The organism is Streptomyces sp. NPDC047043 (assembly GCF_040644055.1).
Taxonomy (GTDB): Bacteria; Actinomycetota; Actinomycetes; order Streptomycetales; family Streptomycetaceae; genus Streptomyces.
The window spans coordinates 1-25,349 of sequence record NZ_JBEYVO010000038.1 but is presented as its reverse complement, the minus strand read 5'-3'; the positions used below and the strand labels follow the sequence as shown (position 1 = coordinate 25,349).

At 71.4% G+C, this 25,349-nt stretch carries 27 protein-coding genes; 15 read left to right on the top strand and 12 right to left on the bottom strand.

Translation table 11 applies throughout. The features are described from left to right. The first annotated feature begins 27 nt into the window (after positions 1-27). From ABZ880_RS44035 to ABZ880_RS43985, 11 genes are all read left to right on the top strand, one after another. Entirely contained in the window at positions 28-792 is a 765-nt protein-coding gene (locus ABZ880_RS44035) for an enoyl-CoA hydratase family protein (RefSeq protein WP_361275860.1), read from the top strand. Between the two features lie 3 nt (positions 793-795). Continuing rightward, positions 796-1,932, top strand: coding sequence for an acyl-CoA dehydrogenase family protein (locus ABZ880_RS44030; RefSeq protein WP_361275857.1), 1,137 nt, complete (start codon positions 796-798; stop codon positions 1,930-1,932). Between the two features lie 9 nt (positions 1,933-1,941). After that, on the top strand, positions 1,942-2,976 hold the full coding sequence (locus ABZ880_RS44025) for an acyl-CoA dehydrogenase family protein (protein ID WP_361275854.1): 1,035 nt from the start codon (positions 1,942-1,944) through the stop codon (positions 2,974-2,976). Continuing rightward, a complete protein-coding gene (locus ABZ880_RS44020) occupies positions 2,973-3,905 on the top strand; it encodes an SDR family oxidoreductase (RefSeq protein WP_361275852.1) in 933 nt (310 codons plus the stop codon). Before ABZ880_RS44025 ends, ABZ880_RS44020 begins: the two co-directional genes overlap by 4 nt. Positions 3,906-4,616: 711 nt before the next feature. Further along, positions 4,617-5,180, top strand: a complete 564-nt coding sequence (locus tag ABZ880_RS44015; protein ID WP_361275850.1) for a cysteine hydrolase — start codon at positions 4,617-4,619, stop codon at positions 5,178-5,180. Positions 5,181-5,286: 106 nt separating this feature from the next. After that, positions 5,287-6,189, top strand: a complete 903-nt coding sequence (locus tag ABZ880_RS44010) for an alpha/beta fold hydrolase (protein ID WP_361275847.1) — start codon at positions 5,287-5,289, stop codon at positions 6,187-6,189. 220 nt (positions 6,190-6,409) lie between these two features. After that, complete coding sequence (locus ABZ880_RS44005) at positions 6,410-7,732, top strand: aromatic ring-hydroxylating dioxygenase subunit alpha (RefSeq protein ID WP_361275844.1); 1,323 nt, start codon at positions 6,410-6,412, stop codon at positions 7,730-7,732. A gap of 1 nt (position 7,733) precedes the next feature. After that, positions 7,734-8,306 (top strand): aromatic-ring-hydroxylating dioxygenase subunit beta, encoded by a 573-nt coding sequence (locus tag ABZ880_RS44000; protein ID WP_275453921.1) that lies wholly within the window; start codon positions 7,734-7,736, stop codon positions 8,304-8,306. A gap of 16 nt (positions 8,307-8,322) precedes the next feature. Continuing rightward, entirely contained in the window at positions 8,323-8,520 is a 198-nt protein-coding gene (locus tag ABZ880_RS43995; protein WP_361275842.1) for a ferredoxin, read from the top strand. 25 nt (positions 8,521-8,545) lie between these two features. Continuing rightward, complete coding sequence (locus ABZ880_RS43990; RefSeq protein ID WP_361275840.1) at positions 8,546-9,301, top strand: antibiotic biosynthesis monooxygenase; 756 nt, start codon at positions 8,546-8,548, stop codon at positions 9,299-9,301. Positions 9,302-9,430: 129 nt separating this feature from the next. Further along, positions 9,431-10,534, top strand: a complete 1,104-nt coding sequence (locus ABZ880_RS43985) for a VOC family protein (protein ID WP_361275837.1) — start codon at positions 9,431-9,433, stop codon at positions 10,532-10,534. Between the two features lie 69 nt (positions 10,535-10,603). On the opposite strand, the gene ABZ880_RS43980 is transcribed toward ABZ880_RS43985, so the two are convergent. Continuing rightward, on the bottom strand, positions 10,604-11,383 hold the full coding sequence (locus ABZ880_RS43980) for an IclR family transcriptional regulator (RefSeq protein ID WP_361275834.1): 780 nt from the start codon (positions 11,381-11,383) through the stop codon (positions 10,604-10,606). 199 nt (positions 11,384-11,582) lie between these two features. On the opposite strand from ABZ880_RS43980, the gene ABZ880_RS43975 reads away from it, so the two are divergent. The 4 genes from ABZ880_RS43975 to ABZ880_RS43960 all read left to right on the top strand — a co-directional run bounded on the left by ABZ880_RS43975 (position 11,583) and on the right by ABZ880_RS43960 (position 15,794). Next, the gene (locus ABZ880_RS43975) at positions 11,583-12,512 is read left to right on the top strand and encodes a hypothetical protein (RefSeq protein ID WP_361275831.1); all 930 of its coding nucleotides are present in this window, start codon (positions 11,583-11,585) and stop codon (positions 12,510-12,512) included. A gap of 52 nt (positions 12,513-12,564) precedes the next feature. Further along, a complete protein-coding gene (locus tag ABZ880_RS43970) occupies positions 12,565-13,785 on the top strand; it encodes an FAD-dependent oxidoreductase (RefSeq protein ID WP_361275828.1) in 1,221 nt (406 codons plus the stop codon). 93 nt (positions 13,786-13,878) lie between these two features. Next, a complete protein-coding gene (locus ABZ880_RS43965) occupies positions 13,879-14,886 on the top strand; it encodes an ABC transporter substrate-binding protein (RefSeq protein ID WP_361275825.1) in 1,008 nt (335 codons plus the stop codon). Positions 14,887-15,059: 173 nt separating this feature from the next. Then, positions 15,060-15,794 (top strand): IclR family transcriptional regulator C-terminal domain-containing protein, encoded by a 735-nt coding sequence (locus tag ABZ880_RS43960; RefSeq protein ID WP_361275823.1) that lies wholly within the window; start codon positions 15,060-15,062, stop codon positions 15,792-15,794. A gap of 293 nt (positions 15,795-16,087) precedes the next feature. Here ABZ880_RS43960 and ABZ880_RS43955 read toward each other — a convergent pair whose 3' ends face one another. The 11 genes from ABZ880_RS43955 to ABZ880_RS43905 form a co-directional block, all read right to left on the bottom strand. Further along, positions 16,088-16,939, bottom strand: coding sequence for a hypothetical protein (locus ABZ880_RS43955; RefSeq protein WP_361275820.1), 852 nt, complete (start codon positions 16,937-16,939; stop codon positions 16,088-16,090). Positions 16,940-17,056: 117 nt separating this feature from the next. Next, entirely contained in the window at positions 17,057-17,377 is a 321-nt protein-coding gene (locus ABZ880_RS43950) for a helix-turn-helix domain-containing protein (RefSeq protein ID WP_361275817.1), read from the bottom strand. Further along, a complete protein-coding gene (locus tag ABZ880_RS43945; RefSeq protein ID WP_361275814.1) occupies positions 17,374-18,831 on the bottom strand; it encodes an APC family permease in 1,458 nt (485 codons plus the stop codon). Before ABZ880_RS43945 ends, ABZ880_RS43950 begins: the two co-directional genes overlap by 4 nt. Continuing rightward, positions 18,828-19,238, bottom strand: coding sequence for a plastocyanin/azurin family copper-binding protein (locus tag ABZ880_RS43940; protein WP_361275811.1), 411 nt, complete (start codon positions 19,236-19,238; stop codon positions 18,828-18,830). The genes ABZ880_RS43945 and ABZ880_RS43940 overlap by 4 nt, the downstream gene beginning before the upstream one ends. Continuing rightward, positions 19,235-19,609, bottom strand: coding sequence for a plastocyanin/azurin family copper-binding protein (locus ABZ880_RS43935; protein WP_361275808.1), 375 nt, complete (start codon positions 19,607-19,609; stop codon positions 19,235-19,237). Before ABZ880_RS43935 ends, ABZ880_RS43940 begins: the two co-directional genes overlap by 4 nt. Before the next feature lie 20 nt (positions 19,610-19,629). Continuing rightward, positions 19,630-21,213 carry a multicopper oxidase domain-containing protein gene (locus ABZ880_RS43930; RefSeq protein WP_361275806.1) on the bottom strand — a complete coding sequence of 528 codons (1,584 nt, stop codon included), beginning with the start codon at positions 21,211-21,213 and terminating at the stop codon, positions 19,630-19,632. Between the two features lie 47 nt (positions 21,214-21,260). Beyond that, the gene (locus ABZ880_RS43925) at positions 21,261-21,869 is read right to left on the bottom strand and encodes a hypothetical protein (RefSeq protein ID WP_361275804.1); all 609 of its coding nucleotides are present in this window, start codon (positions 21,867-21,869) and stop codon (positions 21,261-21,263) included. Continuing rightward, a complete protein-coding gene (locus ABZ880_RS43920) occupies positions 21,866-22,432 on the bottom strand; it encodes a MauE/DoxX family redox-associated membrane protein (RefSeq protein WP_361275801.1) in 567 nt (188 codons plus the stop codon). Before ABZ880_RS43920 ends, ABZ880_RS43925 begins: the two co-directional genes overlap by 4 nt. Next, on the bottom strand, positions 22,429-23,748 hold the full coding sequence (locus ABZ880_RS43915) for a hypothetical protein (RefSeq protein WP_361275798.1): 1,320 nt from the start codon (positions 23,746-23,748) through the stop codon (positions 22,429-22,431). The genes ABZ880_RS43920 and ABZ880_RS43915 overlap by 4 nt, the downstream gene beginning before the upstream one ends. After that, positions 23,745-24,416: a methylamine dehydrogenase light chain gene (locus tag ABZ880_RS43910; RefSeq protein ID WP_361275796.1), complete on the bottom strand. Its 672-nt coding sequence runs from the start codon at positions 24,414-24,416 to the stop codon at positions 23,745-23,747. Before ABZ880_RS43910 ends, ABZ880_RS43915 begins: the two co-directional genes overlap by 4 nt. Before the next feature lie 29 nt (positions 24,417-24,445). After that, positions 24,446-25,105 carry a hypothetical protein gene (locus ABZ880_RS43905; RefSeq protein WP_361275794.1) on the bottom strand — a complete coding sequence of 220 codons (660 nt, stop codon included), beginning with the start codon at positions 25,103-25,105 and terminating at the stop codon, positions 24,446-24,448. Between the last annotated feature and the right edge of the window lie 244 nt (positions 25,106-25,349).

Here is a 25,349-nt window from a genome sequence, read left to right as displayed (position 1 = left end):
GGCGCCCCGACACTCCACGGAGTCCCCATGGGCACTGACATCATCCGGACCACGGTCGACGAGCGCGGCATCGCCGAGGTCGTCGTCGACTGCCCGCCCGTCAACGCCCTGCCGGTGGCGGGCTGGTTCCGGCTGGCCGAGACCGTCGAGCGGCTCGGCCGCGACCCGGACGTACGGGTCGTGCTGCTGCGCGCCGAGGGCCGCGGCTTCAACGCCGGCGTGGACATCAAGGAACTCCAGGCCGACACCGGCCACACCGCGATCATCGGCGTGAACCGCGGCTGCTTCGCCGCGTTCGCCGCGGTCTACGACTGCGCGGTGCCGGTCGTCACCGCGGTCCAGGGCTTCTGCGTGGGCGGCGGGATCGGCCTGGTCGGCAACTCGGACGTGATCGTCGCGGCCGAGGACGCGTACTTCGGGCTGCCCGAGGTGGACCGCGGCGCGCTGGGGGCCGCCACCCACCTGTCCCGGCTCGTCCCGCAGCACAAGGCCAGGGCCATGATGTACACCTGCGCCACCGCGTCCGCCGCCGAACTGCACGCTTTCGGTTCGGTGCTCGACGTCGTGCCCGGCGACCGGCTACGGGAGCGGGCCCTGGAGGTGGCGGCACAGATCGCCGGGAAGAACCCGGTGGTGATCCGGGCCGCCAAGGAGGCCTTCAACGGCATCGACCTGTGGGACGTGAAGCGCAGTTACCGCTACGAGCAGGGATTCACGTTCGAGGTCAACCTGTCGGGTGTCGCCGCCGAGGTCCGTGACGCATTCGGCCGCGCCACGGACGCGAAGGGGTGACCGATGGACCTCACCTGGAGCGACGAGGAGCGGGCCTTCCGGGCCGAGGCCCGTCAGTGGCTCGCGGCGAACGTACCGGACAGGCCGCTGCCGTCGGGTGACACCCGGGAGGGCTTCGCCGCCCATCTGGAGTGGGAGCGCACACTCTTCGAGGCCCGCTGGGCGGTGGTCTCCTGGCCCGAGGAGTACGGCGGCCGGGACGCCTCGCTGTGGCAGTGGCTGATCTTCGAGGACGAGTACCACCGGGCCGGGGCTCCCTCCCGGGTGACCCAGAACGGCATCTTCCTGCTGGCGCCCACCGTCTTCGCGTACGGCAGCGAGGAGCAGCAGCGGCGCATCCTGCCCCGGATGGCGTCCGCCCGGGACCTGTGGGCACAGGGCTGGTCCGAGCCCGGCGCGGGCAGCGACCTGGCCGCGACCCGCAGCCGGGCTGTCCGCGACGAGCACTCCGGGGGCTGGCGGCTGAGCGGCCAGAAGACGTGGACCACCCGCGGCGCCTTCTGCACCCACCTCTTCGGTCTCTTCCGCACCGACCCGGACGCCGAGCGCCACCGCGGGCTGACCTACTTCCTGGTCCCGCTGGACGCCCCCGGTGTCACCGTCCGCGGCTTCGAACGCCTCGACGGCGACGAGGGGTTCGCGGAGGTGTTCCTCGACGAGGTGTTCGTCCCCGACGCCGACGTACTCGGCGGGGTCGGGGAGGGCTGGCGGGTGGCCATGGCGACGACCGGCTCCGAACGCGGGCTGACCCTGCGCTCCCCCGGCCGCTTCCTGCACGCCGCCGACCGGCTGCTCGACCTCGCCCGCACCACGCCGGGCGGACCCGGGGCACACCGGGACCGGGTGGTGCAGTCGTGGATCGAGGCGCAGGCCTACGAGCTGTTCACCCTGGACCAGGTCACGTCGATCGTCGAGGGACGGCAGATCGGCGCGGAGTCCAGCCTGAACAAACTGTTCTGGTCCCGGCTCGACATATCCCTGCACGAGACCGCCGTCGACCTGCTCGGGCCCGAGGCCGAGGTCGACACCCCCTGGAGCCGCGGCTTCCTGTTCTCCCTGGCGGGGCCCATCTACGCCGGCACCAACGAGATCCAGCGCAACATCGTCGCCGAGCGGCTGCTCGGCCTGCCGAGGAGGTGACGGCGCACCATGCGCTTCGCAGTGGCCGAACAGGATGCGGCCCTCGCCGAGGCCGCCGGAGAGGTGCTGGCCAAGCGGGCCGGTCCCGACCGGATCAGGGCCGGCTGGCCCGGCGGCCGAACCGAGGAGGTCGACGCCGTGTGGCGCACCCTCGCCGGGGTCGGCGTCACCGCCGCCCTGGTGCCGGAGGGCGCGGAGGGCCTCGGGCTCGACGAGAACGCCCTGCCCCCGCTCATGGAGGTCCTGGGCCACAGCGGCCTGCCGGTGCCCGCGGCGGAGACGGTGGCGGTCGGCGCCCCGCTGCTCGCCGCCGCCGGAGCACGCCAACTCCCCGACGTGCTCTCGGGATCGGCTTCGCTGACGGTCTCGCTCGTGCCCGGGGCCCCGGTGCCCTTCGCCGCGCACGCCGACCTGATCGCCGTGGCGAACGAGGACCGGCTGCTGCTGTACCGGCGGGACGAGGTGCGCGTCGAGCCGGTCGGCTCGGTGGACGGCTCCCGCGCGCTCGCCCGGGTCACCGCCCCGGCCGGCGTGGGGCTGCCGCTGGCCGAGGGGGCGGACGCGCTGGCCGCCGCACGGTGGCGCGGGGTGCTGGCGACCTCCGCCCTCCTCGTCGGGCTCAGCCGGCGGATGCTCGATCTGACGGTGAGCTATGTGGGGCAGCGCCACCAGTTCGGTGTGCCGGTCGGCTCGTTCCAGGCGGTGAAACACGCCCTGGCCGATGCGGAGCTCGCTGTGCGGTTCGCCCGTCCGGCGGTCCTAGCGGCGGGCTGGGCTCAGGCGGCCGGGGACCCCGAGGCAGCGGTGCGGACGGCGATGGCGAAGGTCCTCGCCTCGGACGCGGCGCGGGCGGTGGCCCGTACGGCGATCCAGTGCCACGGCGCCATGGGCTACACCACCGAGTACGACCTCCACCTGTACGCCAAGCGGGCCTGGGCGCTCGCCGCGGACTGGGGCGGCCCGGCGGAACACCGGGAGTTCATCGCACGGCGGCTCGGACTCACCGGGGCAGCCGACGGCATCGGCGAGGGAGCGGGACTGTGACCGGATCCGAGAACACCGACCAGCGGACCGCGAGCGCGAGCGGATACGGCGATGGGATCTGCCGGGGCCGGGTCGTCGTCGTGACCGGCGCCGGTCAGGGGCTGGGCCGGGAGCATGCCCTGGCGCTGGCCGCCGAGGGCGCGCGGGTCGTGGTCAACGACCTGGGCGAGACCGCGAAGGCGGTGGCCGAGGAGATCGTCGCTGCCGGCGGGACGGCGGTCGCCGACCTCGGCGACATCAGTGACTGGGACTACGCCGAGCGGCTGGTCGGCCGGGCGGTCGCGGAGTTCGGGACACTGCACGCGCTGGTCAACAACGCGGGGCTCAACCGTGACCGGATGCTGGTCTCCATGACCGAGGCCGAGTGGGACCTGGTGATGAAGGTCGACCTCAAGGGGCATGCCGCGCCGCTGCGCCACGCCGCCGCCTACTGGCGGGAGCGGAGCAAGCAGGGGGATCCGGTGGACGCCCGGATCGTCAACACCAGCTCGGGCGCCGGGCTGATGGGCAGCGTCGGCCAGGGAAACTACGGTGCCGCGAAGGCCGGCATCGCCGCCCTCACAGTGATCGCCGCCGCCGAACTCGCCCGCTACGGCGTCACCGTGAACGCGATCGCCCCGTCCGCCCGCACGCCGATGACGGAGGCCGTCGATGCCTTCGCCGACAGGATGCGGGTACCGGAGTCCGGCTTCGACAGCATGCACCCCGGCAACATCTCACCGCTCGTGGTGTGGCTGGCCTCCGCGGACTCCGGCGACGTGACCGGCCGGGTGTTCGAAGCCGAGGGCGGGGTGCTCGGCCTCGCCGACGGCTGGCAGCACGGCCCGCAGCGGACACGCGACCGCCGCTGGGCTCCCGACGAGGTCGGATCGGCGGTCCGCGAACTGCTCGCCGACGCCCCGGCTCCGGCTCCGGTCTACGGGGCCTGAGCGAGGGTTTCGCGAGGGGCGCCCCGACGCTCGGAACAGCGCCCGTGGTCCGACCGTCGGCGCTCTGCCGTGGAGCCCCGGAGCGGACGAGGCCGGGCCAGGGACGGCAAGCCGGTTCCGGACAGCGAGGTCGATCCCGCCGACGCCCGCGACGCCCGGACCCGCGAGACCACGGGCGCGCACCGGCACCGACGGCAGCACCCGCCCCGGCCGTCGACGGTCACCGGTGCCGGCGGCGGAGACGGGGCGCTCGACGGACACGGGCATCGCGGGGCGCCGCACATTGCGTACCGGTGAGCGGAATGCAGGGTTGGGCGAGTGGGCGTCACGGCCCTACCCTGACCGCACCTCCATGAGGTGGGTCACACGCCCTGCCTCCGGGAGCCGCAGATGTCGGGTTCGACAAGGACCGGACGCTGGATGGGGACCAGAGGGAACACCCGACCGCGTCACTCCGGCCGCGGGGACGCGTCTCCGCCGCCGGGCCCGGCCCGCGAGGACAACCCGGGTACGCGCCCGCGCGGACGGCACCGGCCGTGGACAGCCGTCCACGGCGACTGCCGTCCCACGTCCGAGGCCTGTGGGGTATGCCGGTCGGACCCGGCATCACCCGGACCGTCCGTGGCCGGGGTCGTGGTGGCGACACTCCTGGCACCCGCCCCGTCCGTCCGTGACCCGACGTCGATCCACCAGGAGACAAGGAGCGAATTCATGGGCAACGCAGTCGTGATGGTGTGTGACATGCAGAACGACATCGCGCGCTTTCACCAGCGTCCCGAGGAGGCTGACCGCCTGGTCGGCGAGATAGGGAAGTTCATCGCCTGGGCACGGGAACAGGGCATGCCCGTCATCTACTCCTGTGTGGGCTACCGGCCCGACTACGTCGACGTGATCCCGCGGCTGGCGGCCGTGATCAAGGAACACGGGTTGCTGGTGGAGGGTACGCCGGGCTGCGCCGTCATCGATGAGCTGGCTCCGCAAGAGGGGGACGTGCTGCTGACTCGTCGTCGCAGCAGTTCGTTCTACGGGACCGACCTCGACCTCATCCTCAGGTCGCTGGATGTCGACACGATCATCCTCACCGGCATGTCGACGCAGCGGGTCGTGGAGTCGACGGCGCGTTCGGCCAGCGACCGTGACCTGCGGGTCCTGGTCGTCGAGGACTGCTGCAGCGCCGACTCCCAGGAGCTGCACGACGGGGCGCTGCGCGCGATCGCCGACTGGTTCGGCGAGGTCGGCAGCGCCGAAGAGATCATGAAGCAGTTCACTTCCTGACCTCCGCCACCGCCCGGCGATCCGTTCAGCGAACCGGATCGCTGGGCGTTGTGCTGCCCCTGGCCTCATCGTTCTGGTGAACGTCACGGACGACGAGGAGCAGCCAGTGAGCGCAGCAACCCCAGCGACCCCCAGGAGCACGGTGTGGGCCGACCTTCTCGGCTCGGAGGTCCGGTGGTACGACGCGGGAGGCATCCGAACCCGGTGCGTCGAGGCCGGTGACGGGCCGCCGCTGATCCTGCTCCACGGGGTCGGGGGCCACGCGGAGGCCTTCGCGCGCAACGTCGTACCGCTCTCCGAGCACTTCCGGGTGCTGGCGGTGGACCTGCTCGGTTCCGGGCTCACCGACAAGCCGGAGGGACCGGCAGACCTGGACGCGTATCTCTCCCACATGACCGCCTTCATGGACGCCGCCGGCGTGGAGAAGGCGCACTTCGGCGGGGAGTCCCTGGGCGGCTGGATCGCCATGTGGCTGGCGCTGCGCCGGCCCGAGCGGGTCGACAACCTGGTGTCCATCTGTGGGGCGCGGCTGATGGTCGAGACGGACCCGGAGTCGCGGAAGTGGACCGACGCCGGCCGGGACGAACTGCGCCGGCTGACCGACCAGTTCGTGAAGGACCCCACGCGGGAGAACACGCGTCGGCGCATGGAGTGGCTCTTCCACAAGCCGGAACGGGACCTCAGCGAGGAACTGGTCGACATCCGGTGGCGCATGTACCAGCGCACCGACGCGGTCGCCTCGATGAAGGAGTCGGGGAAGATGCTCGGGAAGAACCCCGAGCGCAAGGACGGTCTGGACTTCACTCCGGACGTGCTGAAGCAGGTCACGCACCGCACCCTGATGCTGTGGAGCTCCCACAATCCCTCCAACACCGCGGCCACCGCCGAGCGGGCCGCCGCCTATCTGCCGGACTGCGAGTTCCAGGTGATGGACGACTGCGGGCACTGGCCGCAGTGGGAGGACCCGGAGACGTTCAACCGCATCCTGACGGACTTCCTGCCGCACTGACGCGGGCCGTCGGCCTCCTGAGGCGGCCTCGTCCGGCCTGCTTGCCGAGAGGCCTTTCCATTCACCGATCCGATTCGCTTTTGTCGGAGGGCCCCGGGTCGCACGATCGGAGAGTCGGGGATCCGGAGGATCCGCCGCTTCCCGGTCCGTCTCCCTCCCGAGCCGTACCCTTCCCGACCTGCCCGGTACCCGGGCTTCGACGCGAGGAGCACTGAAACCCATGACCGCACTGACATCGGGGCCACAGGAGTTGGTGGGCCACTCCGCCAAACTACTGGCCGAGGGCATGGTCGACCGCCGGATCTACAGCGATCCCGACATCTACCGGATGGAGCAGGAGCTCATCTTCGCCCGGTCGTGGCTGGTGGTCGGCCACGACACCCAGATTCCCCGCCCCGGGGACTTCATCGAGTCCTACATGGGCGAGGAGTCGGTGATCGTCACCCGCAACCGGGAGGGTGACATCCGTGTCATGCTCAACACCTGCCGGCACCGGGGCAACAAGGTCTGCCGTGCCGAGCTGGGCACCACCCGCGCCTTCATGTGCCAGTACCACGGCTGGACGTACGACATCGACGGGAACTTCGTCGGCGCGCCGCAGTTCGAGAAGGTCTACGGCGACGACCTCGACAAGTCGAAGTGGGGGCTGCACCGGGCCAGGGTGGCGCTCTACAAGGGTCTGATCTTCGCCACGTTCGACACGAGCCTTCCGCCGCTGGAGGAGTACCTCGGTGACTTCACCTGGCTCCTCGACATGAGCCTCGACCCGCGGCCCGGTGGCGTCGAGGTCGCCGGCGGCTTCCTGCGCTGGAACATCAGGACGAACTGGAAGTTCGGCGCCGAGAACTCCGGTGGCGACCTCTACCACGGCGGTACGACGCACCGCTCGGCCGTCGACATCGGTCACCGGGCGATCGCCACCGGCAAGAACGACCCCAAGCACACCACGGACGAGGAACTCGACCCGGGTGGCACCATGACCAGTTCCTTCGGACACGGGGTGAACTGGAGCGACCGCCGGCCCGAGCCCGAGGGCGGCGCCCCCGTCCCGGCGGAGGAGACCCCGCTGGCGCGGTACCTGCGGGAGAACCGCGAGCTCACCCGGCAGCACCTCGGCGACTTCCGCAGCAGGACGATCCGGCGCTTCAACGCCAACATCTTCCCCAACGCCGGCTTCCACTCCAGCGCCCAGACCATCCACATCTTCCACCCGCGCGGGCCGGGCCGGTCCGAGGTGTGGCTCATCCCCCTGGTCGACAAGGCCGCGCCCCAGGACGTCAAGGACTGGGTGCGTCGGCACACCGACTCCCACTTCGGTCCCGGCGGCTTCTTCGAGGAGGACGACGGCGAGAACTGGGAGCAGGCCACCGCCGCCACCCGGGGTGTGGTCGCCTCGCGGCTGCCCTTCAACTACCAGATGGGCCTCGGGCGGGAGAAGGTGATCTCGGAGCCGGGCGTCCCGGACCGGATGGACGGCGGCTTCAACGACTACGGACAGCGCGCGCTGCTGGAGCGCTGGCACGACATGATGAGGACTCCCTGACATGGCGACGAGCAAGAGTGACCTGGTCCTCGACCCCGGCTCGGTGGGGACGCCCGACGGCGTGGTGGACGACCCCGCGCTGTACCGGCGGGTGACCGCCTGCCTGTACCACGAGGCGTGGCTGCTGGACGACGCCCGGTTCGAGGAGTGGCTGGAGTGGATGTCGCCGGACATCCGCTACTGGATGCCGACCCGGTTCGTACGCAAGGCCACCGAGCGGGACCTCGAGTTCGCCACACTGGAGCGCGGCGTCTCGTTCCTCGACGAGGACTACGAGGCCATGGCCATGCGCGTGGCCAAGACCCGCCACCGGATGTCGTGGACCGACAACCCCGCCGGGCGGACGGTGCACTCCGTCAGCAACATCCAGATCGTGTCGGTCGTCGACGGCCGGGCCACCGTCCGGTCGGTCGCGAGCGTCGAGCGCAGCCGGTTCGCCAACGAGTCCGACCGCTGGGTGTTCCGGCGCGAGGACACCATCAACATCAGCGAGGACCCCTGGAAACTGGAGGAGCGGAAGATCTTCTACCCCTCCCCGGTCCTGGAGTCGTCCAACCTGGCGATCTTCTTCTGAAGGGAGAGTGACGGACATGAAGGTCTCCGTCGACGAATGGCTGTGTGCGGGACACGGGCTGTGCGAGGCCGCTTCCCCCGAGGTGTTCGAGGTCAACGACGACGGCATCGCCGTGGTGCTCCAGGAGTCCCCCGGGGAGTCGTTGCTGTCCTCGGTCAAGGACGCCGTCCGGCTCTGCCCGGCCGACGCCATCCTCCTCAAGGAGAACTCCTGATGTCGCGGCCGACGGTGGGGCGCGCATGAGTCTGCGCGTGGTCCACCAGCGCCCGGTCGCGGCCGGTGCGCAGGCGGCATGGTCGGCGCACGCGGCCGTGCTGCGGGACACCAAGGGGTGCCTGGAGGCGGAGGTCTACCGCTCGCTCGACGATCCGGAGCGGTTGGCGCTGGTCGAACTCTGGGAGGACGACGGTGCGTTCGGCCGGGCCTGGGGCGAGTTGCTCGCCGAGGGCACACTGCCGCCCGGACTGTCCTCCGGTCCGCCCAAGGGTGTGGCCGGGGCCGACTCGGTCTCCGAGTTCTACCGGCACGGCTACACGGACCGCGCCTCCGGCAACTGGCTTCCGACCGGCCGTGCCGACGAGGCCTGGCGGGTGGCGTGGCCGGCCCGGGGCCAGGTGCGTGTGGTCATCCAGACCAGCACCCGTCCGACCCAGGCGGAGCCGTGGCCCGGCGGGGTCGAGGCTCTGCTGGAGACGCGCCGCGAACCGGGCTGCCTGCAGTTCGAGGTGTTCGCCGGTGTCGAGTTCGAACAGGACGGCCTGCTCCTGGAGCTCTGGGAGGACCAGTCCCGGTACGACGCGCACTGGCGGCTGCGGACGCGGGTGCGTGAGGCCGGCGGGGCCGGAGGCGGCGGCGCGCGGCCCGTCCAGCACGAGCGCGGGCAGGGGGACAACGGGGTGGAGTTCTACCGCCACCAGCCGTTCCTCCACCTCTACGACCGCTGGCTTCCCGCCGATCCCGAGGCCTGGTCCGACACCGTCGCCTGGCCCGACTGACACCGCCGCCCCCGTACCGGGGACGGCACATCACGCGGGGACGGGAGCCCGGACCGGGCTCCCGCACCACGACACCTTGACGGGATCCCGTACACACGGCGATCCCGTCCGTACGTTGAAGGAGGATCCATGTCCGGACTGATACCGGTCGACCGCCTCTACTCGATAGGCGTGGTCGTCCGTGATCTCAAGGCGGCCACGAGGCGCTACGCCGAACTGTTCGGCATCGACGAGTGGGAGGTACGCGACTTCGGGCCGGAGCGCGTGACCTCGGCGACGGCGCACGGCCGGCAGGTCACGCCGACGTTCCGCACGGCGACCGGGACCTCCGTGCCGCCGGGCGAGGGCACCTCGCTGATGGGCAACCCGATCATCCCGGTGACCTTCGAGCTGGTGCAGCCCCTCACCGGAGAGAGCCCGTTCCAGGAGTTCCGTTTCGTCCGCGGACAGGGCGTGAGCCACCTGACCCTGGCCGTGCGGGACCGGGAGGAGTTCGGCCGGCTGCGGGCCCGCCTGGAGGCGGAGGGGCTGTCACTGGCGGGCTCGCTCACCCTCGACGACCGCCTCGAACGGCACTTCGTCGACACCCGGTCCACGCTAGGCGGCTACCTGGTGGAGATCCGGGTGCCGCTGGCCGGGGACGGCGCGCTGGAGGTCACCGAACACTGGGACCACTCGGACGGCTACACCCGACCCGAGGGCAGGGAGCCGCTGGGGCTCAGCGGGGTCAACCACCTCGGCATCGTGGTCCAGGACGTGATGGCGGCCCTCCCCCACTACGACCGGCTCCTCGGTGTTCCCACCTGGAAGATGCGCGACTGGCGCACCGAGAAGGACCGGCTGGAGCAGCCCCACTACCGGGGCGAGTCGGTGGACCACGAGTACTTCACGGCGCGCGCCCAGATCGCCGACTTCGGGTTCGAGATCATCCAGCCCACGCTCGGTCCGAGCCACTACAACCGGGAGTTCGGCGACCGCTTCGGCTCCGGGGTGCACCATCTGATGCTGCACATGACCGACGACGAGAAGGTGTGGCACGAGGACCAGCAGTGGCTGGTCGACGCCGGTGTCCCGCTGGCCATGGGCGCGGTGCTCTACGGGGGCGGCGTGGAGTTCGCCTATCTCGACACCACGGCGGACCTGGGCGGCTTCGTGCTGGAGAGCGTGCTGATGAAGGGGCCCCTCGACCGCGAGCTGATGAAGCCCGACTACGTCATCGACTTCTCGGCGTAGAGCGGGCCCGCGACGGGTGTGGGACGGACCTGGAGGGGGGCTGTCCCACACCTCTGGGCGTTGCACCCGTCACTGACCGCCGCTCTCCTGTTTTCCTGTCGACCCGACCCACTGGCGGTTGATGCCGAGGGCCGTCGTACGCACGGCCGCGGCGACCCGTTCGGGATGGAAGCGGCTGGTCGGGCCGGTGACCGAGATGGCGCCGCGTCCTCGTCCGCTGCGGTCCAGCAGGGGGCTGGCGACACAGGTGACGCCGAGGGCGTACTCCTCGCGGTCGTAGGCGACCCCGCTCTCGCGTATCCGGGCCAGTTGCTGGTGCAGCAGGCCCGGAACCGCGATCGTGTGGCGGGTGCGGCGCTCCAGCCCCTGCTCCACCACCGTGGCGAGCAGGTCCGTGCCCGAGAACGCCAGCATGGCCTTGCCCAGCGCCGTGCAGTGCAGGGGTTTGCGGTCGCCGACCTCGGTGGTGGAGGAGGGCCGGCGCCGTCCGGAGATCTTGTCCAGGTACAACACCTCCGTGCCGTTGAGGACCGCGAGGTGGACGGTCTCGTGCACGGCCTCGTAGAGGTCCTCCAGGTAGGGCGTGGCCACCGCGCGCAGAGCCTGGCTGCGGGTGCCGGCGCCGAGCTCGAAGAGCTTCTGGCCGAGCCGGTACTCCAGTCCGTTGCGCTCCAGGATCTTCAGCTCGACGAGCTGCGTGGCCAGCCGGAACGCGGTCGCCTTGGGCAGCCGGGCGCGTCTGGCCAGCTCGGCGAGACCGAGGCCCGGAGCCTCCTCACGCAGCACGTCCAGGAGCATGAAGGCCCGGCCGAGCACCGTGGTGCCGACCCTGTCGTCGGTGATCCTCATATCCGGATCGTGGGCGCGTCATCCGCGCATGTCAAGGCTGTGGGACGTCGCGATGACGGCTGTGTGACGGTCGAGGTCAGAGGCGCATCGTTCCATTGGCCGACCCGGAACGCTGGCGGTGACCGGTGCCGGATTCCTACGGTCGTGGAGCCGGGTGCGACACCGTCCCGCCCGGCCACGACCCCCCTGGAGGTACACCATGCTTGCCCTGGGAATCGCCCTCTCCCACTCACCGACGATGTTCGTCCCGGTCGAGGAGTGGCCCGACCTTCACAAGTCACTGGTCGGCGACGTACCCCAGCCGAAAGCTCTCGCCGACGAGACGCCGGAGGCCAACGTCGTCTCCAAGGAGCGGATCGACGCGGGCCTGGACACCCTGAGCGCCAAGATCGCCAAAGCCGAGCCGGACGTGGTGGTGATCGTCGGGGACGACCAGAGCGAGGTCTTCGGCAAGGCGTTCAACCCCACCCTGGCCGTGTACGCCGGGCCCAAGGTCAGCGGAGTGACCCTGCGCCGCTTCCAGGACAAGCCCGGCATCAACCACGACCTCACGCTCACCTGTGACGCCGACTTCGGACTCGAACTCGCCACCGGGCTGATCGACCGCGGCTTCGACCCGGCGGTGATGACCGAGCTGCGCCCCCTGAGCCGCCCCGAGGGCCTGGGGCACGCGTTCACCCGGCCGGCCCATCGCCTGGGGATCGCCGAGGCCGACATCCCGCTGGTCCCGGTCTTCCTCAACGGCTACCACGACCCGCTGCCCAGCGGGCAGCGCTGCTGGGAGCTCGGCGAGGCGCTCCGCGAGATCGCCGAGGCCAGCGACAAGCGGGTCGTGCTCGTCGCGTCGGGCGGGCTGACCCACGACCCGATGGGTCCGCGGGCCGGCTGGATCGACGAGCGGCTGGACCGGTGGGTGCTCAGCCGGATCTCCGAGGGCCGGGGCGAGGAACTCGCCCAGCTGTTCGCCTTCGACTCGGACACCCTGCGCGGCGGCAGCGGTGAGATCCGCGCCTGGATCACCGTCGCGGGGGCGTTCGCCGGGCGCGCGGGCACGGTCGTGGACTACATCCCGCTGCACCACGCGGTGACCGGCCTGGGCCTCGCGTACTGGGAGCCCGAGGGCGAGTGAGCACATTCCCCGTTCAGCGGTCCAGGCCCGTACGTCGCCTTCCGGAGGAAGCATGAGTGGCACCGAGCAGTACGTCGTCGTCGGGGGCTGCGCCGCGGGCGTCTCGGCGGCGTTCGCCCTGCGCCAGCACGGGTTCGAGGGCTCCGTGGTCCTCCTTGAGGCCGGGACCGAGGCCCCGTACCGGCGGCCGCAGTTGTCGAAGGTGCTCGGGGACACCCCTGACGCGCTCCGCCCGATCGCCGACCCCGAGTCGTACGCCGAGCGGCGCATCGACCTGCGGCTCGGTACCCGGGTCGAACGTCTCGACCCGGCCGCCCGCACGGTACATCTGGCCGACGGCACGTCACTGCACGCCGACAAGGTGCTGCTCGCCACCGGGGTCGCGGCCCGCCGCCCGGATCTGCCGGGTATCGGCCTGGACGGCGTACTGAGCCTGCGCGACCCGGACGACGCACTGCGGCTCGGCAAGGCGATCCGGGACGGTGGCCCGGTCGTCGTCCTCGGCGGTGGCTTCATCGGCATGGAGGTCGCCGCGGTGGCCCGGACCGCTGGCTGCGAGGTGACGGTGCTGGAGGCCGCGCCGGCGCCGATGCTGGCCGCGCTCGGCCGGGAGCTCGCCGACCTCGTCACCGCGTTCCACCGTGAACGAGGCGTCCGCGTGCTGACGGACGCCAAGGTCACGGCGCTGGACGGTAACGGCACCGTCGAGGCCGTGGTCCTCGCCTCCGGTGAGCGGATCCCCGCGACCACGGTGGTGGTCGGGGTGGGAGTGGTACCCAACGACCGGCTCGCCGCCGAGGCGGGCGTGCGCTGCGACGGCGGCATCGTCGTCGACCTGCACGGGCGCACCTCGGATCCGTGGGTCTTCGCCGCCGGCGACGTCACCGTCCAGCCGCACCCGCATCTGGCCGCCGCCGGGCGGATCGAGCACTGGGACAACGCCCAGCAGCAGGGCGTCGTCGCCGCGCGGGCCATGCTGGGCGAGCTCCAGGACCATGACACGGTCCCGTACTTCTGGTCCGAGCAGTACGGTCTGCAACTGCAGATGGTGGGCCGGCCGCGTCCCGGCGACACACAGGTGCTGCGCAAGGACGCCACACCGAGCAGGTTCATGGCGTTCTGGCTGCGGGACGGCGGGGTCGTCGCCGCGGCCGGTCTCGACACCGTCCGGGACGTGGTGGCCGCGAGACGGCTGATCGCGCGGTCGGCTTCGTACCCGGTCGACCAGCTCGCCGATCCCGGCACCGACCTGCGCGCCCTCGCGCGATCGTGACCCCGCCCGCCCCGCACGCCTGGAATCAGGCGGCACGCGGGGCGGGCAACCCATGTGAAACCTTCGTACAGCGAAAGACCAAGGAGGGCCCCCGTGGCCAACACCACCGTCCGGATGCTCTGCAGCGACATCTCGCACATGGCGATCGGCCATGTCTGGCGTGAGAGCGGTGTGACCCAGAAGCACGGCTTCGACCTGGTCACCCACATCGCGAACGCCGACGTCCCCGGCCAGCCGCGGGTGGAGATGGGCGAGCGCGGGCCGAAGGTCCTCAGCGGCGAGTACGACTTCATGAGCGGTCTGCACCACGAGACCTACGCCTACCGTGCGCGCGGCGACAAGCGCTTTGTCTACCTCGCCCAGGCGCAGAACGACTGGGACGACGTCCTGGTCGCCTCGCCCGCGATCGACGGCCTGAAGGGGCTGGAGGGCAAGCGGGTCATCGTGAGCACCTCCGCCCCTTGCGTCTACGGCAACTTCCGCAGCGCGTTGAGCCACGCCGGCGTCGACGTGGACGCGGTGGAGTTCGACGTGTGGAAGGAGCAGGGCACCGGTGTCGCGCTGCGCGCGGTGCAGGCCGTCCTCGACGGTGAGGCCGACGCCGCCGACGTGGACATCCCCTTCGACCGCTACGGCACCCAGCGCGGACTGAAGGTGCTCGGCCTCCCGCAGATGCCGGTGATCCACAACACGACCATCTGCGCCAACCGCGAGTGGGTGAAGCAGAACGAGGAGCTCACCCGCTCGTTCCTGCGCTCGATGATCGAGACCATCCACTTCTTCAAGACCCGCCCGAAGGACGTCTGCGACATCCTGCAGGAGCACCTCGCCCCGCAGATCGGGATCGAGGACCCCGAGGACATCGCCCACCTCCAGCGCTTCTGGTCGCAGGCCCTCAGCCCCAAGCCCTACCCGCACCCCCTGGCCATCTGGAACGTCTACCAGCTCGACACCCTCAAGGACGAGCGGTCCAACCACATCGGACCGCTGGAGATCTGGGACACCAGCTACCTGCGGGACATCGACGACACCGACTTCGTCGACTCCCTCTACGGGGGGATCAAGAACACCGCGGCCCCGGCGGTGAACGCCCTCATCTGAGTCGCCTGCGCGAGCCCGGACGGCCATATGTCCGGGCTCGCCATGTTTGCCCGGGTCCGAAAGCGGCACGGGTTTGACACGGCCGCCCGTCGTTCGTATAACGAATAATTATGCTGAACGGTGAGCAGAAGAGTCTTCCGGCAACGTCCGGCGCTCCGGCACGCCAGGAGGTCATGGGCGGGCTGGCCAAGGGGCTGGCCATCCTTGAGGCATTCTCGCCGCTGCGGCCGCGTCTCACGGTCACCGAGGCCGCGCAGTCCTCGGGAACGACCCCCGCGGCCGCGCGGCGCTGTCTGCTGACCCTGACGGAACTGGGCTACCTGAGCCACGACGGCAAGTACTACACCCCGACGCCCCGCGTGATGCGCCTGACCTCCGCGTGGACCGCCACCGCCGTGCTGCCCTCCCTCGCCCAGCCACGCCTGGTCGCGGTGCGCGACGAACTCGGCGAGTCGGCCTCGCTGGCGGTGCTGGAGGGAGGCCAGTCGCTGTTCGTCGCACGCGCCGAGGCCGCCCGCATCGCGTCGGCAGGTGTGCGGCTCGGTGCCACACTCCCCCTGCTGGGCTCGGCCACCGGACGGATCCTGGTGAGCGGATGGCCCAGGGAGCAGGTCGAGGAACTCGTCGCGACGACGCCCGTCGAGCGCAAGACGCCCCAGACCATCGTGGATCCCGTCGAACTGCTCGCCCGTGTCGAGGAGGCGCGCCGCGAGGGTGTCGCGTTCACCGACGAGGAACTCGACCTCGGTGTGCGCACCATGGCGGTCCCGGTGCGGGACATCGGCGGTGTCCTGCACGGGGCCATGAGCGTGAGCGCCTTCGCCGCGCAGGTGAGTCTCGCGCAGATGCGCGAGGAGTACTGGCCGGTGCTGGACCGTGAGGCCAGGCATCTGGGGCGGATGCTCTGAGAGGGCGGGATGCGACGGGACGTCCCGCGTGGCTGTGCTGAGAAGGTGTGGGGTCGCGGCGTCCGGGCTGATCGGAGCGTCCGGCCGTACCGGGTGGGACTTGTCGACGCCGGTCCGCACGCCGACCCGGCGGTGACACAGACACCGAGGCCGCCCGCGACCGGCCCCTGACCGGAGGCCGTCGGAGTGTCCCAGGCGAGGAGAGCCGGGCACGGGCGGTGCGCACGGCGGTCGGCCGCCGGGGCGGCCGGAGCCGGAGCCCGTACGGACCCACCGCCGCACCACCCCCTGGATCAGACGAGGGCTGTCGCGGCGAAGGCTCCCAGCGCGGCCAGCAACGTGCCCGTGGCGGTCTGGATCCGCCGGTCGACGGCGCACGAGAGTGCCAGGAACCGCGGCATGGTGCCGCCCCGGCGGGTGTGGACGAGGGCCGCGAGGCTGGGGCCGCAGCGCCCCAGGGAGACGGCCGTGAACATGATCGCGCCCATCAGGGGTGAACCCGCCGCCAGGGTGCCCAGGACGAGGAGGTAGTAGGCGCTGGAGCGGATGAAGATCAGGAAACCGGGGCCGATGATCGCGCCGAAGAGGAACGACACCTTGCGCGGCGCCATCGTGCGGCGCCAGTGGCGGGGCAGCTGGCGGCGGCGCTGGGGAGTGGGCAGGGTGATCGCGCCCAGCTCGTGGACTCCGTACGCGGCCGACACGACGGCCCATGTCATCAGCAGGAGCCCGACGGGCAGGTGGGCGACGGACAGCGCACCGAGCGCGCCGAGGAGGGCCCCCGTCAGGGAACCGGTGAGGACCGAGCCGAGGGCGTGCAGGGTGAGACGGCGAACCGGTGTGGAGGCACCGGCGCGGCCGGGCTGCTTGGGCGCCGCCACCACGCCGGCGACGGACAGGCCGCAGGTCGACCAGTTGGCCGCGACCGCCGTGAGTGTGGTGGCGCCCGCCACGGCGATGCCGAGGACCGCGGACGGTGCCGCGCTTGTCAGCGCGCCGGCCAGCGCGCCGGCCAGCGCGCCGGCTGCCAGCCCGGACGCCAGCAGCGCGGCCCGGCGGCGGGTGGGGACCGCGTCGGAGAGTGCAGGGCGGATGGACGGGTCGTCACCGAGCCGCGGGCCGGGTTCCAGCAGGGTCGTGGTCATGCGTGCCTCCTTCGAAGTGGATGTCACGGATCGTTGTGCCGACGCTAGGACGGAGGGGTGTCCCCGCCGTCAACGCCGTATGTGGGTGGCGAGTCGGCAGACGAGAATCGACTCGGGTCATGTGCCTTGGACAGGTCGCGAGGCCTTCGCGGTGGGACGGGGGTCCGCGGCAGGCAGCCGGGCCTCGGGGGCGGCCAGTTCCGCCAGTTCCCTGAACTTGGCGCCGAGTGCGAATCCGCGCAGGTCCGGCAGGCGTACGAGGTAGCCGTCGCCTTCCAGCAGGGTCAGCAGTCGGTAGGTGGTGGCCGTGGACAGCCCGGTGGCGCGGGAGAGTTCACGCGCTGTCACGCCCGGTCCGGCCTCCGCCACCGCCCTGAGCAGACCGAGCGCCGAGCGGATGGCCTGGGGCTTGCGCCCGCTGATCGCGTCGTCCGTCATGGCCGTCTCGTTCCGCTCAGGGCGTCGAGGTCGGCGGGATCGTAGAAGTCCGCGGCGACGGGCACGTCCCTGATGCCGACGTGTTCGACGAGTTCGGGCCGTCGGAGCAGGACCGGCAGGTACCAGGCCATGCCTGCCACGACGAGCCCGAGGAACAGCCGGACGACACCGTGGTGGCCGTCCGGGACCAGTGGCGAGGAGTAGAGCAGGATCGCTGTGGCCATCAGGGCCGCGGCGAGCGGCCCGGCGAGCGCCGTCGGGCGGGTCAGTTCGCCGATCCGGCGCAGGAACAGCGGTGTGGACAGCGACACCACCACGTAGGCGAGGAGATAGCCGAAGGTCGCGAGGGTCGCCAGCTGGTCGACTGCCGTGTCCACGGTGACGCCCGCGAGCAGCATGCCCGCCGGAACCGTGATGACGCTCACGGCGGACAGCCCGAGTGCGATGTGCGGGGTCCCGTGGCGGACCCTGACCCGTCCGAGTGCCTCGGGGAGCACACCTTCCCGGCCCAAAGCGAACAGCAGGCGTACCAGTGCGGTGATCGATCCGCTCATGCAGGCGAACGCTGACGCCGCCACACCCACCTCCGCCAGCACGCTCACCCACGGTGGGTCCAGAGTCCGCAGGAGGTCGAGCAGCGGCGTTCCCGAGTCCCTGGGCTGCAGGGCGGCGGCCAGGACGTAGAGCAGACCGGCTCCGCAGACCGTTCGGAGCATCGCTCTCGCCACGCTCACCTGCGGACGCCGGCCCTCGACGCTGAGCGCGGAGGAGCTCTCGAAGCCGACGAAGGAGGTGAGCGCGAGCACCACCCCGAGGACTCCGCCGTGCCAGTCGGGCGCGGGCCGCAGGACATGCGCGAGGTCGAGGTGGGCGCCACCGGAGACGGCCAGGGCGAGCAGTGCCCCGACCACCAGGGCGATGGCGGTCACCTCGATGGCCAGCGAGGCCCGTGCGGTGACGGTGATGCCCAGCAGCCCGCAGCCGACGGCGGCCAGGGCGAGCAGGGCGGCCGTGGCGCCGATCAGCGGTGTCCCCCCGATGTGCAGACCGAGGTGAGGCAGCAGATGTACCAGATGGGACGCCGACAGCAGCATGGCGGCCATCGCGAGGACGCCGTATCCGATGATCAGGCCGATGCCGGCGAGGAAGGCGGCGCGGGGGCCGAACCCGAGCGCCGCGTAGGTGTAGAGGGAGCCGGTGGCCACCACGCGGCGGGTGTACTGGCTGACGCAGTACGCGACGAGCAGCATCACGGCCGTGGCGATGACGTACGAGAGCGCGGCGCCGCCGCCCGTCACCGCCGCGACCGAGGCGGGGCCGGCGGCCGTCGACAGGGTCGGGGCGGTGACCGCGACCGACTGGGCGGTGAGCTCAGGCGCGCCGATGCTGCGTCGTCGCAGCCCGGCAACCGTCGGACGGGCCGGACGGCCTTGCCCGCCGTTGCCCGTCCTCATGGCGTGCGCGCCGTTTCCGAGGGCGACACGACGACCGTGCCTGTCATCATCATCGAATGCACCTCGCAGTGGTAGTCGAATGTGCCCGCGGTGTGGAAGATCACTGTAAACGTGCATTTGCCATGGATTCCGCTGTCGAATTCCTGCCGGGCTCCGCCGTCGCTGCTCACCCCGTGCAGCAGTCCCCCGTCGTCGAACGTCCAGCGCACGCTCTGACCGACCCCCACCCGGACCGTGGCCGGGGTGAACGCGACATCGCGTACGAGGACCAGCGCGGCGGGCGGCGCCGACGGCCGGGGCCCGCGCGCGGAACCGCCGTCCGCCGACGCGCATCCCACGAGCGCGGCCAGGGTCACCAGGGCGTATCCGGCGGAAGCGGCGGGTCGGGAGAGGGGCTGCACGGTCATCGCACCGTGACGGTGCCGGTCATCATCGCGGAGTGGACCGAGCAGGTGTAGTGGAACGTGCCGGCCGCGGTGAAGGTATGGGTGTACGAACCGGAGGTCTTCAGTTCGCTCTTGAGCCCGCCGTCGCCCACGACGTCGTGCGGCACCCCTCCGTCGTCGAACTTCCAGACCACCTTCTGGCCGCGCCGCACGGTGACGGAGGACGGGGTGAAGGACATGTTCCTGACGTTGACGACGACAGGCGGCGGGGCCGACGCCTCGCTCTTCCCGGCCGCTGACGACGTGCCGCAGCCGGCGAGGACGGGTGCGGCGAGAAGGAGCGTGAGGACGGCCGCCGGACGGAGGAACTTCTTGCGCGAGATGCGTGTCATGGCTGTGGGTCCGATTCCTCTTACACGGTGTAGTTGATGTTCGCGGTCATTCCGGCCTCCATGTGGTACGCGTTGTGGCAGTGGAGCATCCAGGCGCCGGGGTTGTCGGCGTCGAAGTCGACCGACACGGTCTCGCCGGGGAGCACCTGGACGGTGTCCTTCCGGATGCCGTGGGCGCCACCGACGGCGAAGGTGTGGCCGTGCAGATGCATCGGGTGCCACATGGCCGTCCTGTTGGTCATCGCGATCCGCACCCGCTGGCCCCGGCTCATCGTCAGGTGGGCGGCGTCCCGGCCGGCGACGCCCCACACGAAGCGCTCCATGGCGCCGATCAGGTCGACGGAGTAACTGCGGTCGGGAGCTCTGTTCTTGAGGCGCGCGGAGTCGAGCGGCGTGAGGTCGGTGTAGTGCAGCATCCGGCGGTCCAGTTCGCGGGGGAGGGACTGCGGGCCGGGTGCCCTGGTGGCCCGGGAGTCGGTGGTACGCAGCAGGGCGGCGGCGTGACCGGGCTTGCCCTCCGCCTTCGCCACCACGGGCCAGGCACCGGGGCGCGGGGTGACGAGCACGTCGTACCGCTCGGCCATCCCGATGATCAGGGTGTCGGTCTCGAAGGGGACGACGGGATAGCCGTCGGTGTGGGTCACGGTCATCCGGTGCCCCGCCACCGCGAAGCGGTACGCGGTGTCCGCCGCGGCGTTGACGATCCTCAGCCGCACCCGGCTTCCGGAGCGCACCCGGACGGTCTGCCGGTCGGCGGGAGGCCGACCGTTGATCAGGTGCACGGGGTGGGCGACCTCCCCGGTGACGCCGCCCAGGGCGGCCGAGCTCATCGGCTTGGACGGCACCAGGGCGCGGGCGGCGGCGCTCACCGCGTGGTCCGCGGCGGGCGTCGCGGACCCGGACGGGGCGGCGGAACCCATGTGCATACCGGCCATGGAGCCGCCGCCGAGGTTGGGGTTGAGCACCCTGAGGACCTCGTCCGGAGTGGCGCCCAGACCGTCCAGCCAGTCGTCGATGACGATCACCTGGTCGGTCGCCACTCCGGACCGGTCGTCCGGGTCCTCCACGACGAGGGGGCCGTACAGACCGCGGTCGGTCTGGAGGCCGACGTGCGAGTGGTACCAGTAGGTCCCGGGATCCGCCACGTCGAAGGTGTAGGTGAACTCCTTTCCCGGTTCGACCGCGGGCTGGGTAACGGGCGCGGCGCCGTCCATGTCGTTGCGGATGCGGATGCCGTGCCAGTGCACGGTGGTGGGCTCCGGGAGCGAGTTGACCAGGCGCACCGAGAGGGTGTCACCGGCGTTGGCGCGCAGTTCGCGGGTGCCGGGCAGGGAGGCGTAGCCCCAGGTGGCCGCGGTGCGCCCGGCCACGTCGAACTTCTCGGGCCCGGCGACGAGTTCGTAGGTGACCGGCCTGGCGCCGGAGTGGTAACGCCGCTTCTCCGTCTCCTCCACCACGGCGTCGTGGGGCTGTACGTACTTCGCCGTGCGGGTGGCCGACCGGGTGGGCGCCTCGCTCTTCGTGTCCACGCACCCGGTGAGGCCGGCGGCGAGCGCACCGGTTCCGAAGGCGAGCATCCGGCGCCTGGGCAGAGAGTTGGTCATGGTCGTCGACTCCTTTCGTTCCGCCTCCCCGGGGCGGTGCCGTTCGGTCAGCCCCGCTGCCCGGAGACGGCGCGGGCGTGCAGGTGCTGAAGGGAGGGCACCCCGTGTTCAAGGGCGTTGAGCAGGCTCTCGACCTGCTGCATGTGGTTGCACAGCCCCTTCGCCCGCACCACGCCGTCCCGGTCCAGGGCGACCGCGTACGGGGTGGCGGCGACCTGGTAGGCGACGCCCGCGGCGAAGGCGTTCACATAACTCAGGTCCGGACCGAGGGTGAAGCCGTCCAGGAACTCCAGGTGCTCCCGAAGGGGCCCGTCGGACACCAGCACGACCTCGTACTCCCTCCTCTCCCGACGGGCGAGGGCTTTGAGCCCCGGTAGCAGCGCGCGACAGGTGGAGCACGACGGGCTGACGAACACCAGCAGCTGATGGCGCTCGCGCCGCCCGCCGATGCGGACCTCGCGGTCCATGACGTCGGCCAGCCCTTCGAACGCCGGGCCCAGGTCACCGGGGCCCGGCCCGCCCGCCATCACGCGGGCGCCGAGCGGGCCGAGCCGGACCTGGAGCCGCCCGATCTCCCGGGCCAGCAGGAACGCGCCGGCGGTGAACGCCACCAGGACCACGGCGAGGACGACATCGATGATCAGCTGTCCGGTCACCGGACCTCCCGCAGAGTGCTCCGGGCCCGGCTGAGCACCGAGTCCATGCCGTCGGACGGGCCGGTCAGCACCGTGCGCACCTCCGCGGCGAGGACCCCGACGCCCACCAGCCCCGCAGCGACGACCAGCTGGACCAGACGGTCCTCGGTGTCGGTGGCCGGTACGCCGAGGACGGCCACGGTCGTGGCGAGCCCCGCCAGGGCCGCCGCGCGGGCCGCGTGGAACCAGCCGATGCGCTCGGCCGCCCCGTCGACCGCGCCGAAGGCGAAGCAGCCGCAGGACAGATCGGTGCGCCCGCGCATCAGGTTGACGGTCAGACCCGCGGTGAACGCGACGAACATCAGGGCCGCCGCGGTCGCCGCGGTCCGCCACAGCGGACCGGTCAGCAGCGTCGCACCGGTGACGAGTTCGGCCCAGGGCAGGGTCCGCCCCACCGCGTGGGCGAGGCGCCCGGGCAGGAGTCCGTACGCCTCGACCGTCTTCCCGAACGCCGCGGCGGTGCGCAGTTTCGGCAGCGCGGCGACGATCAGGACCAGGCCGAGCAGGCCGCTGACCAGGATCACCGGCCCGCGCCGATCTCGACGGGTGCCGAGAGGTTCCCGAGGCCGGAGATGGCGGCCAGCGTGGTGTGCAGGGTCACGGAGCCGGTCTTCTTCCCGGTGGCCGGGTCCCATCCGGTGAGCAGCCAGCTCGCGCCGGTCTCCGCCTGCCGGGAGGAGAGGGTGTAGAAGGTGCTGCCGGTGGCCGCGTAGACGATTCCGGAGAGGTCTCCGACCTTCGCCTCGGCCGCGGAGATGGTGAACCGCTTCTTGAAGGTGGCGGTGTCGTACGTCTCCACCCGTGTGGTCGCGGACTCCTTGGTCACGGGTACCGCGAAGCGGCTGCCGTCCGGCGAGATCACCGGGGCGCCCGGGAGCTCCCCCTCGGCCAGCTTCATCCTCCCGACCGGTTCGACGGTGCCGGTGGGCAGGCCGTCGGCGAGACCGACGCGGTAGACGTCGCCCTCCGGCGTGACCATCACCGCCGTACTGGAGGCGGACGACCAGGCGGCGTTCCGGGAACCGGCGAAGCCCTTGGGGAAGACCGTCCTGCTCCCGGCGACCTTGGGGACTCCGTCGTCGCCCACGTGGATCCTGATGATCTTGCCGTCGTCGTTGCAGGGGGTGTAGACGTCGTGTCCGACCACCCAGGTGAAGGGCCCGCAGCCGACCGCCCGGACCGCTCCGGTGTACTTCCTCGCCTTCAGGTCCACGACCCGGAGTCCGAACACGGCGTCGTCCCAGGCCACGAAGTAGCGGCCGTCCCGGGTGAGCGAGGCCGACTGGGTCTGTGCGTGCAGCCGTGTGTCGTCGGGCAGCTTGATCTCGGCCGGGTGCAGCAGATCGCCCGAGTAGAAGCTGAGGACGTGATCGGCCTTGCCGCGCATACCGCGGGGCCGCCAGTCCTCGGCGGCGAGTACGGTCGGCAGCCCGTCGTGCCTGCCGACGATGCCGAAGTTCACGGCCCAGAAGTTGACCGACGCGGAGTCGATGGAGCTGACCGTCTTTCCGGTCTTCGGGTCGACGACGTGGATACCCAGGGTCTGGGCGCCGTGGTCCTCGGTGACCAGCAGCTGGTCGGCGGTGATCGCCGGGACGGACCCCAGGTGGACGGCCTCGGGGACCTTCGTCGGGACCGCCTCGTCCTGGGTGCCGAGTGCGGTGCCGGGGGTCGGGGAGCTGTACGGCAGGCCGGTGGAGGTGACATAGGAGGGTGACGGGGACGCCTTGGGCTTCGACTGGCCACCGTCGCCGGTGCAGGCGGTGGTGGCGAGGGCCAGCGAGAGCACCAGCGCGGACGCGGACGCGGCACGGCGAGGGGTGTGACGGTCGCGGTTCATCGGCTCGCCTTCACGGGCTTGACGGTGCAGTCCTCGCCGATGACCGGAGCGATCGTGCAGGTGTAGGTCTGCGACTCGTCCGAGACGCACCACACGATCTGCTGGTCGAAGCCACCGGGCACCGGGTTGTACGTCTGCAGGGGGACCTGCGACGTCCCGCAGAAGTTGCTGGAGCACGCGGAGGCACCGCAGCAGTCGTAGTAGGCCATCAGGTAGGTCTTCCTGGTGTCCGGATCGGAGCAGCACCCCACCCAGTACTCGGCGCCCGGTCGCGCGCCCGGCGGGCAGGTGGTGACGCCGCCGCCCGCGCAGTCGGCGCAGGTCATCCCGTCCATGTTGCACAGCCGCCAGTAGTCGCAGGAGGACGGGTCCTTGCCGGTGGGCACGGGGTCGACCGGCACGTTGCCGGCCTGCCCGGGCTCGGACGTCCGCGCGTCGGCGGCGGCCCGGGAGACGGGCAGGCTGGACACCACCGTGACGCCGGTGACGCCCACGGCCCACCTCCCGAGCGAGGAGAGGGCCGAACGTCTGGAGACGCGCTCGGATATCCGCCGGGACATCCGGCCGGTCAGACCGCCCCCCTTGCCCGCGAGCCATCGGGCCTGCTCGTCCACGGTCTGCTGGTCCACGGGCACCCGGTTGTCGGGTCCCTCGGTGTCGTGCGTCATCGCCGCGTCTCCTCTCTGTGCCGGTTTGCTCAGTGGTGTTCGTCGTGCGCGTGTCCGCCGACGGCCGAAAGAGGCGGTACGAGGGGCAGGGGCCGTGTCTCGGGAACCTCCCCGACCTCGATGCCGGCCGTCCCCAGCAGTTCGCGGACCTGGCGGACCCGGTTGCAGACGCCCTTCCCGGTCAGCCGGCCGTCAGGCGAGATCACCACCCCGTACGGAGTGCCGCTGACCTGGTACGCCGTACCGACATGCCGCGCGCTCAGATAGCTCACGGACCGCCCGAGACCGCTCAGTTCCAGGAATTCGCGGTGCTCGGCGTCGTGGCCGTCCGACACGACGACCACCTCGAATCCGTCGGCCCCGGCACCCTCGGCGCCCAGTTCCGCCAGCTGGGCGACACCCGGCATCAGCGCCAGGCAGGTCGTGCACGTCGTGCTGGTGAACAGCACCAGCTGGGTCCGCTCCCGGCGGCCTCCGACGCTCACGGTCCGTCCCTCCTGGTCCGTGAGTCCGTCGAAGACGGGGGCGAGTTCGTCCGTCCTGGGGCCCGCCTCCGTCATGCTCGCGCCGAGCGGGCCGAGCCTCACCTGGATCCGGCCGACCTCGCGGGTCAGGGCCAGCAGCAGGGCCAGCAGCCCGGCGGCGAGGGCCACCAGCACGACGTCGACAACGATCTGCACCACCCGCATGTCTCACTCCCCGCAACAGCCGCCCGGATCTCCGTCGGGCCCGGTCGTCCGGGCCCAGCACAAAGATTCGGACAGATTCGTTGCCCAGCGGTGAGAGAGGAGTGACGGTCCCAGGCATTCAGATGAGACACCGGCCTGTTCCCATGCCTGGCACGCGGTCCCGCGCCGTCGGTCCTGATCATCGTTGCCGTGGTTCCGGAACCGGTGTGCGGGTTCCTTCGCAAGGGACCGCGGGCGCGACGAC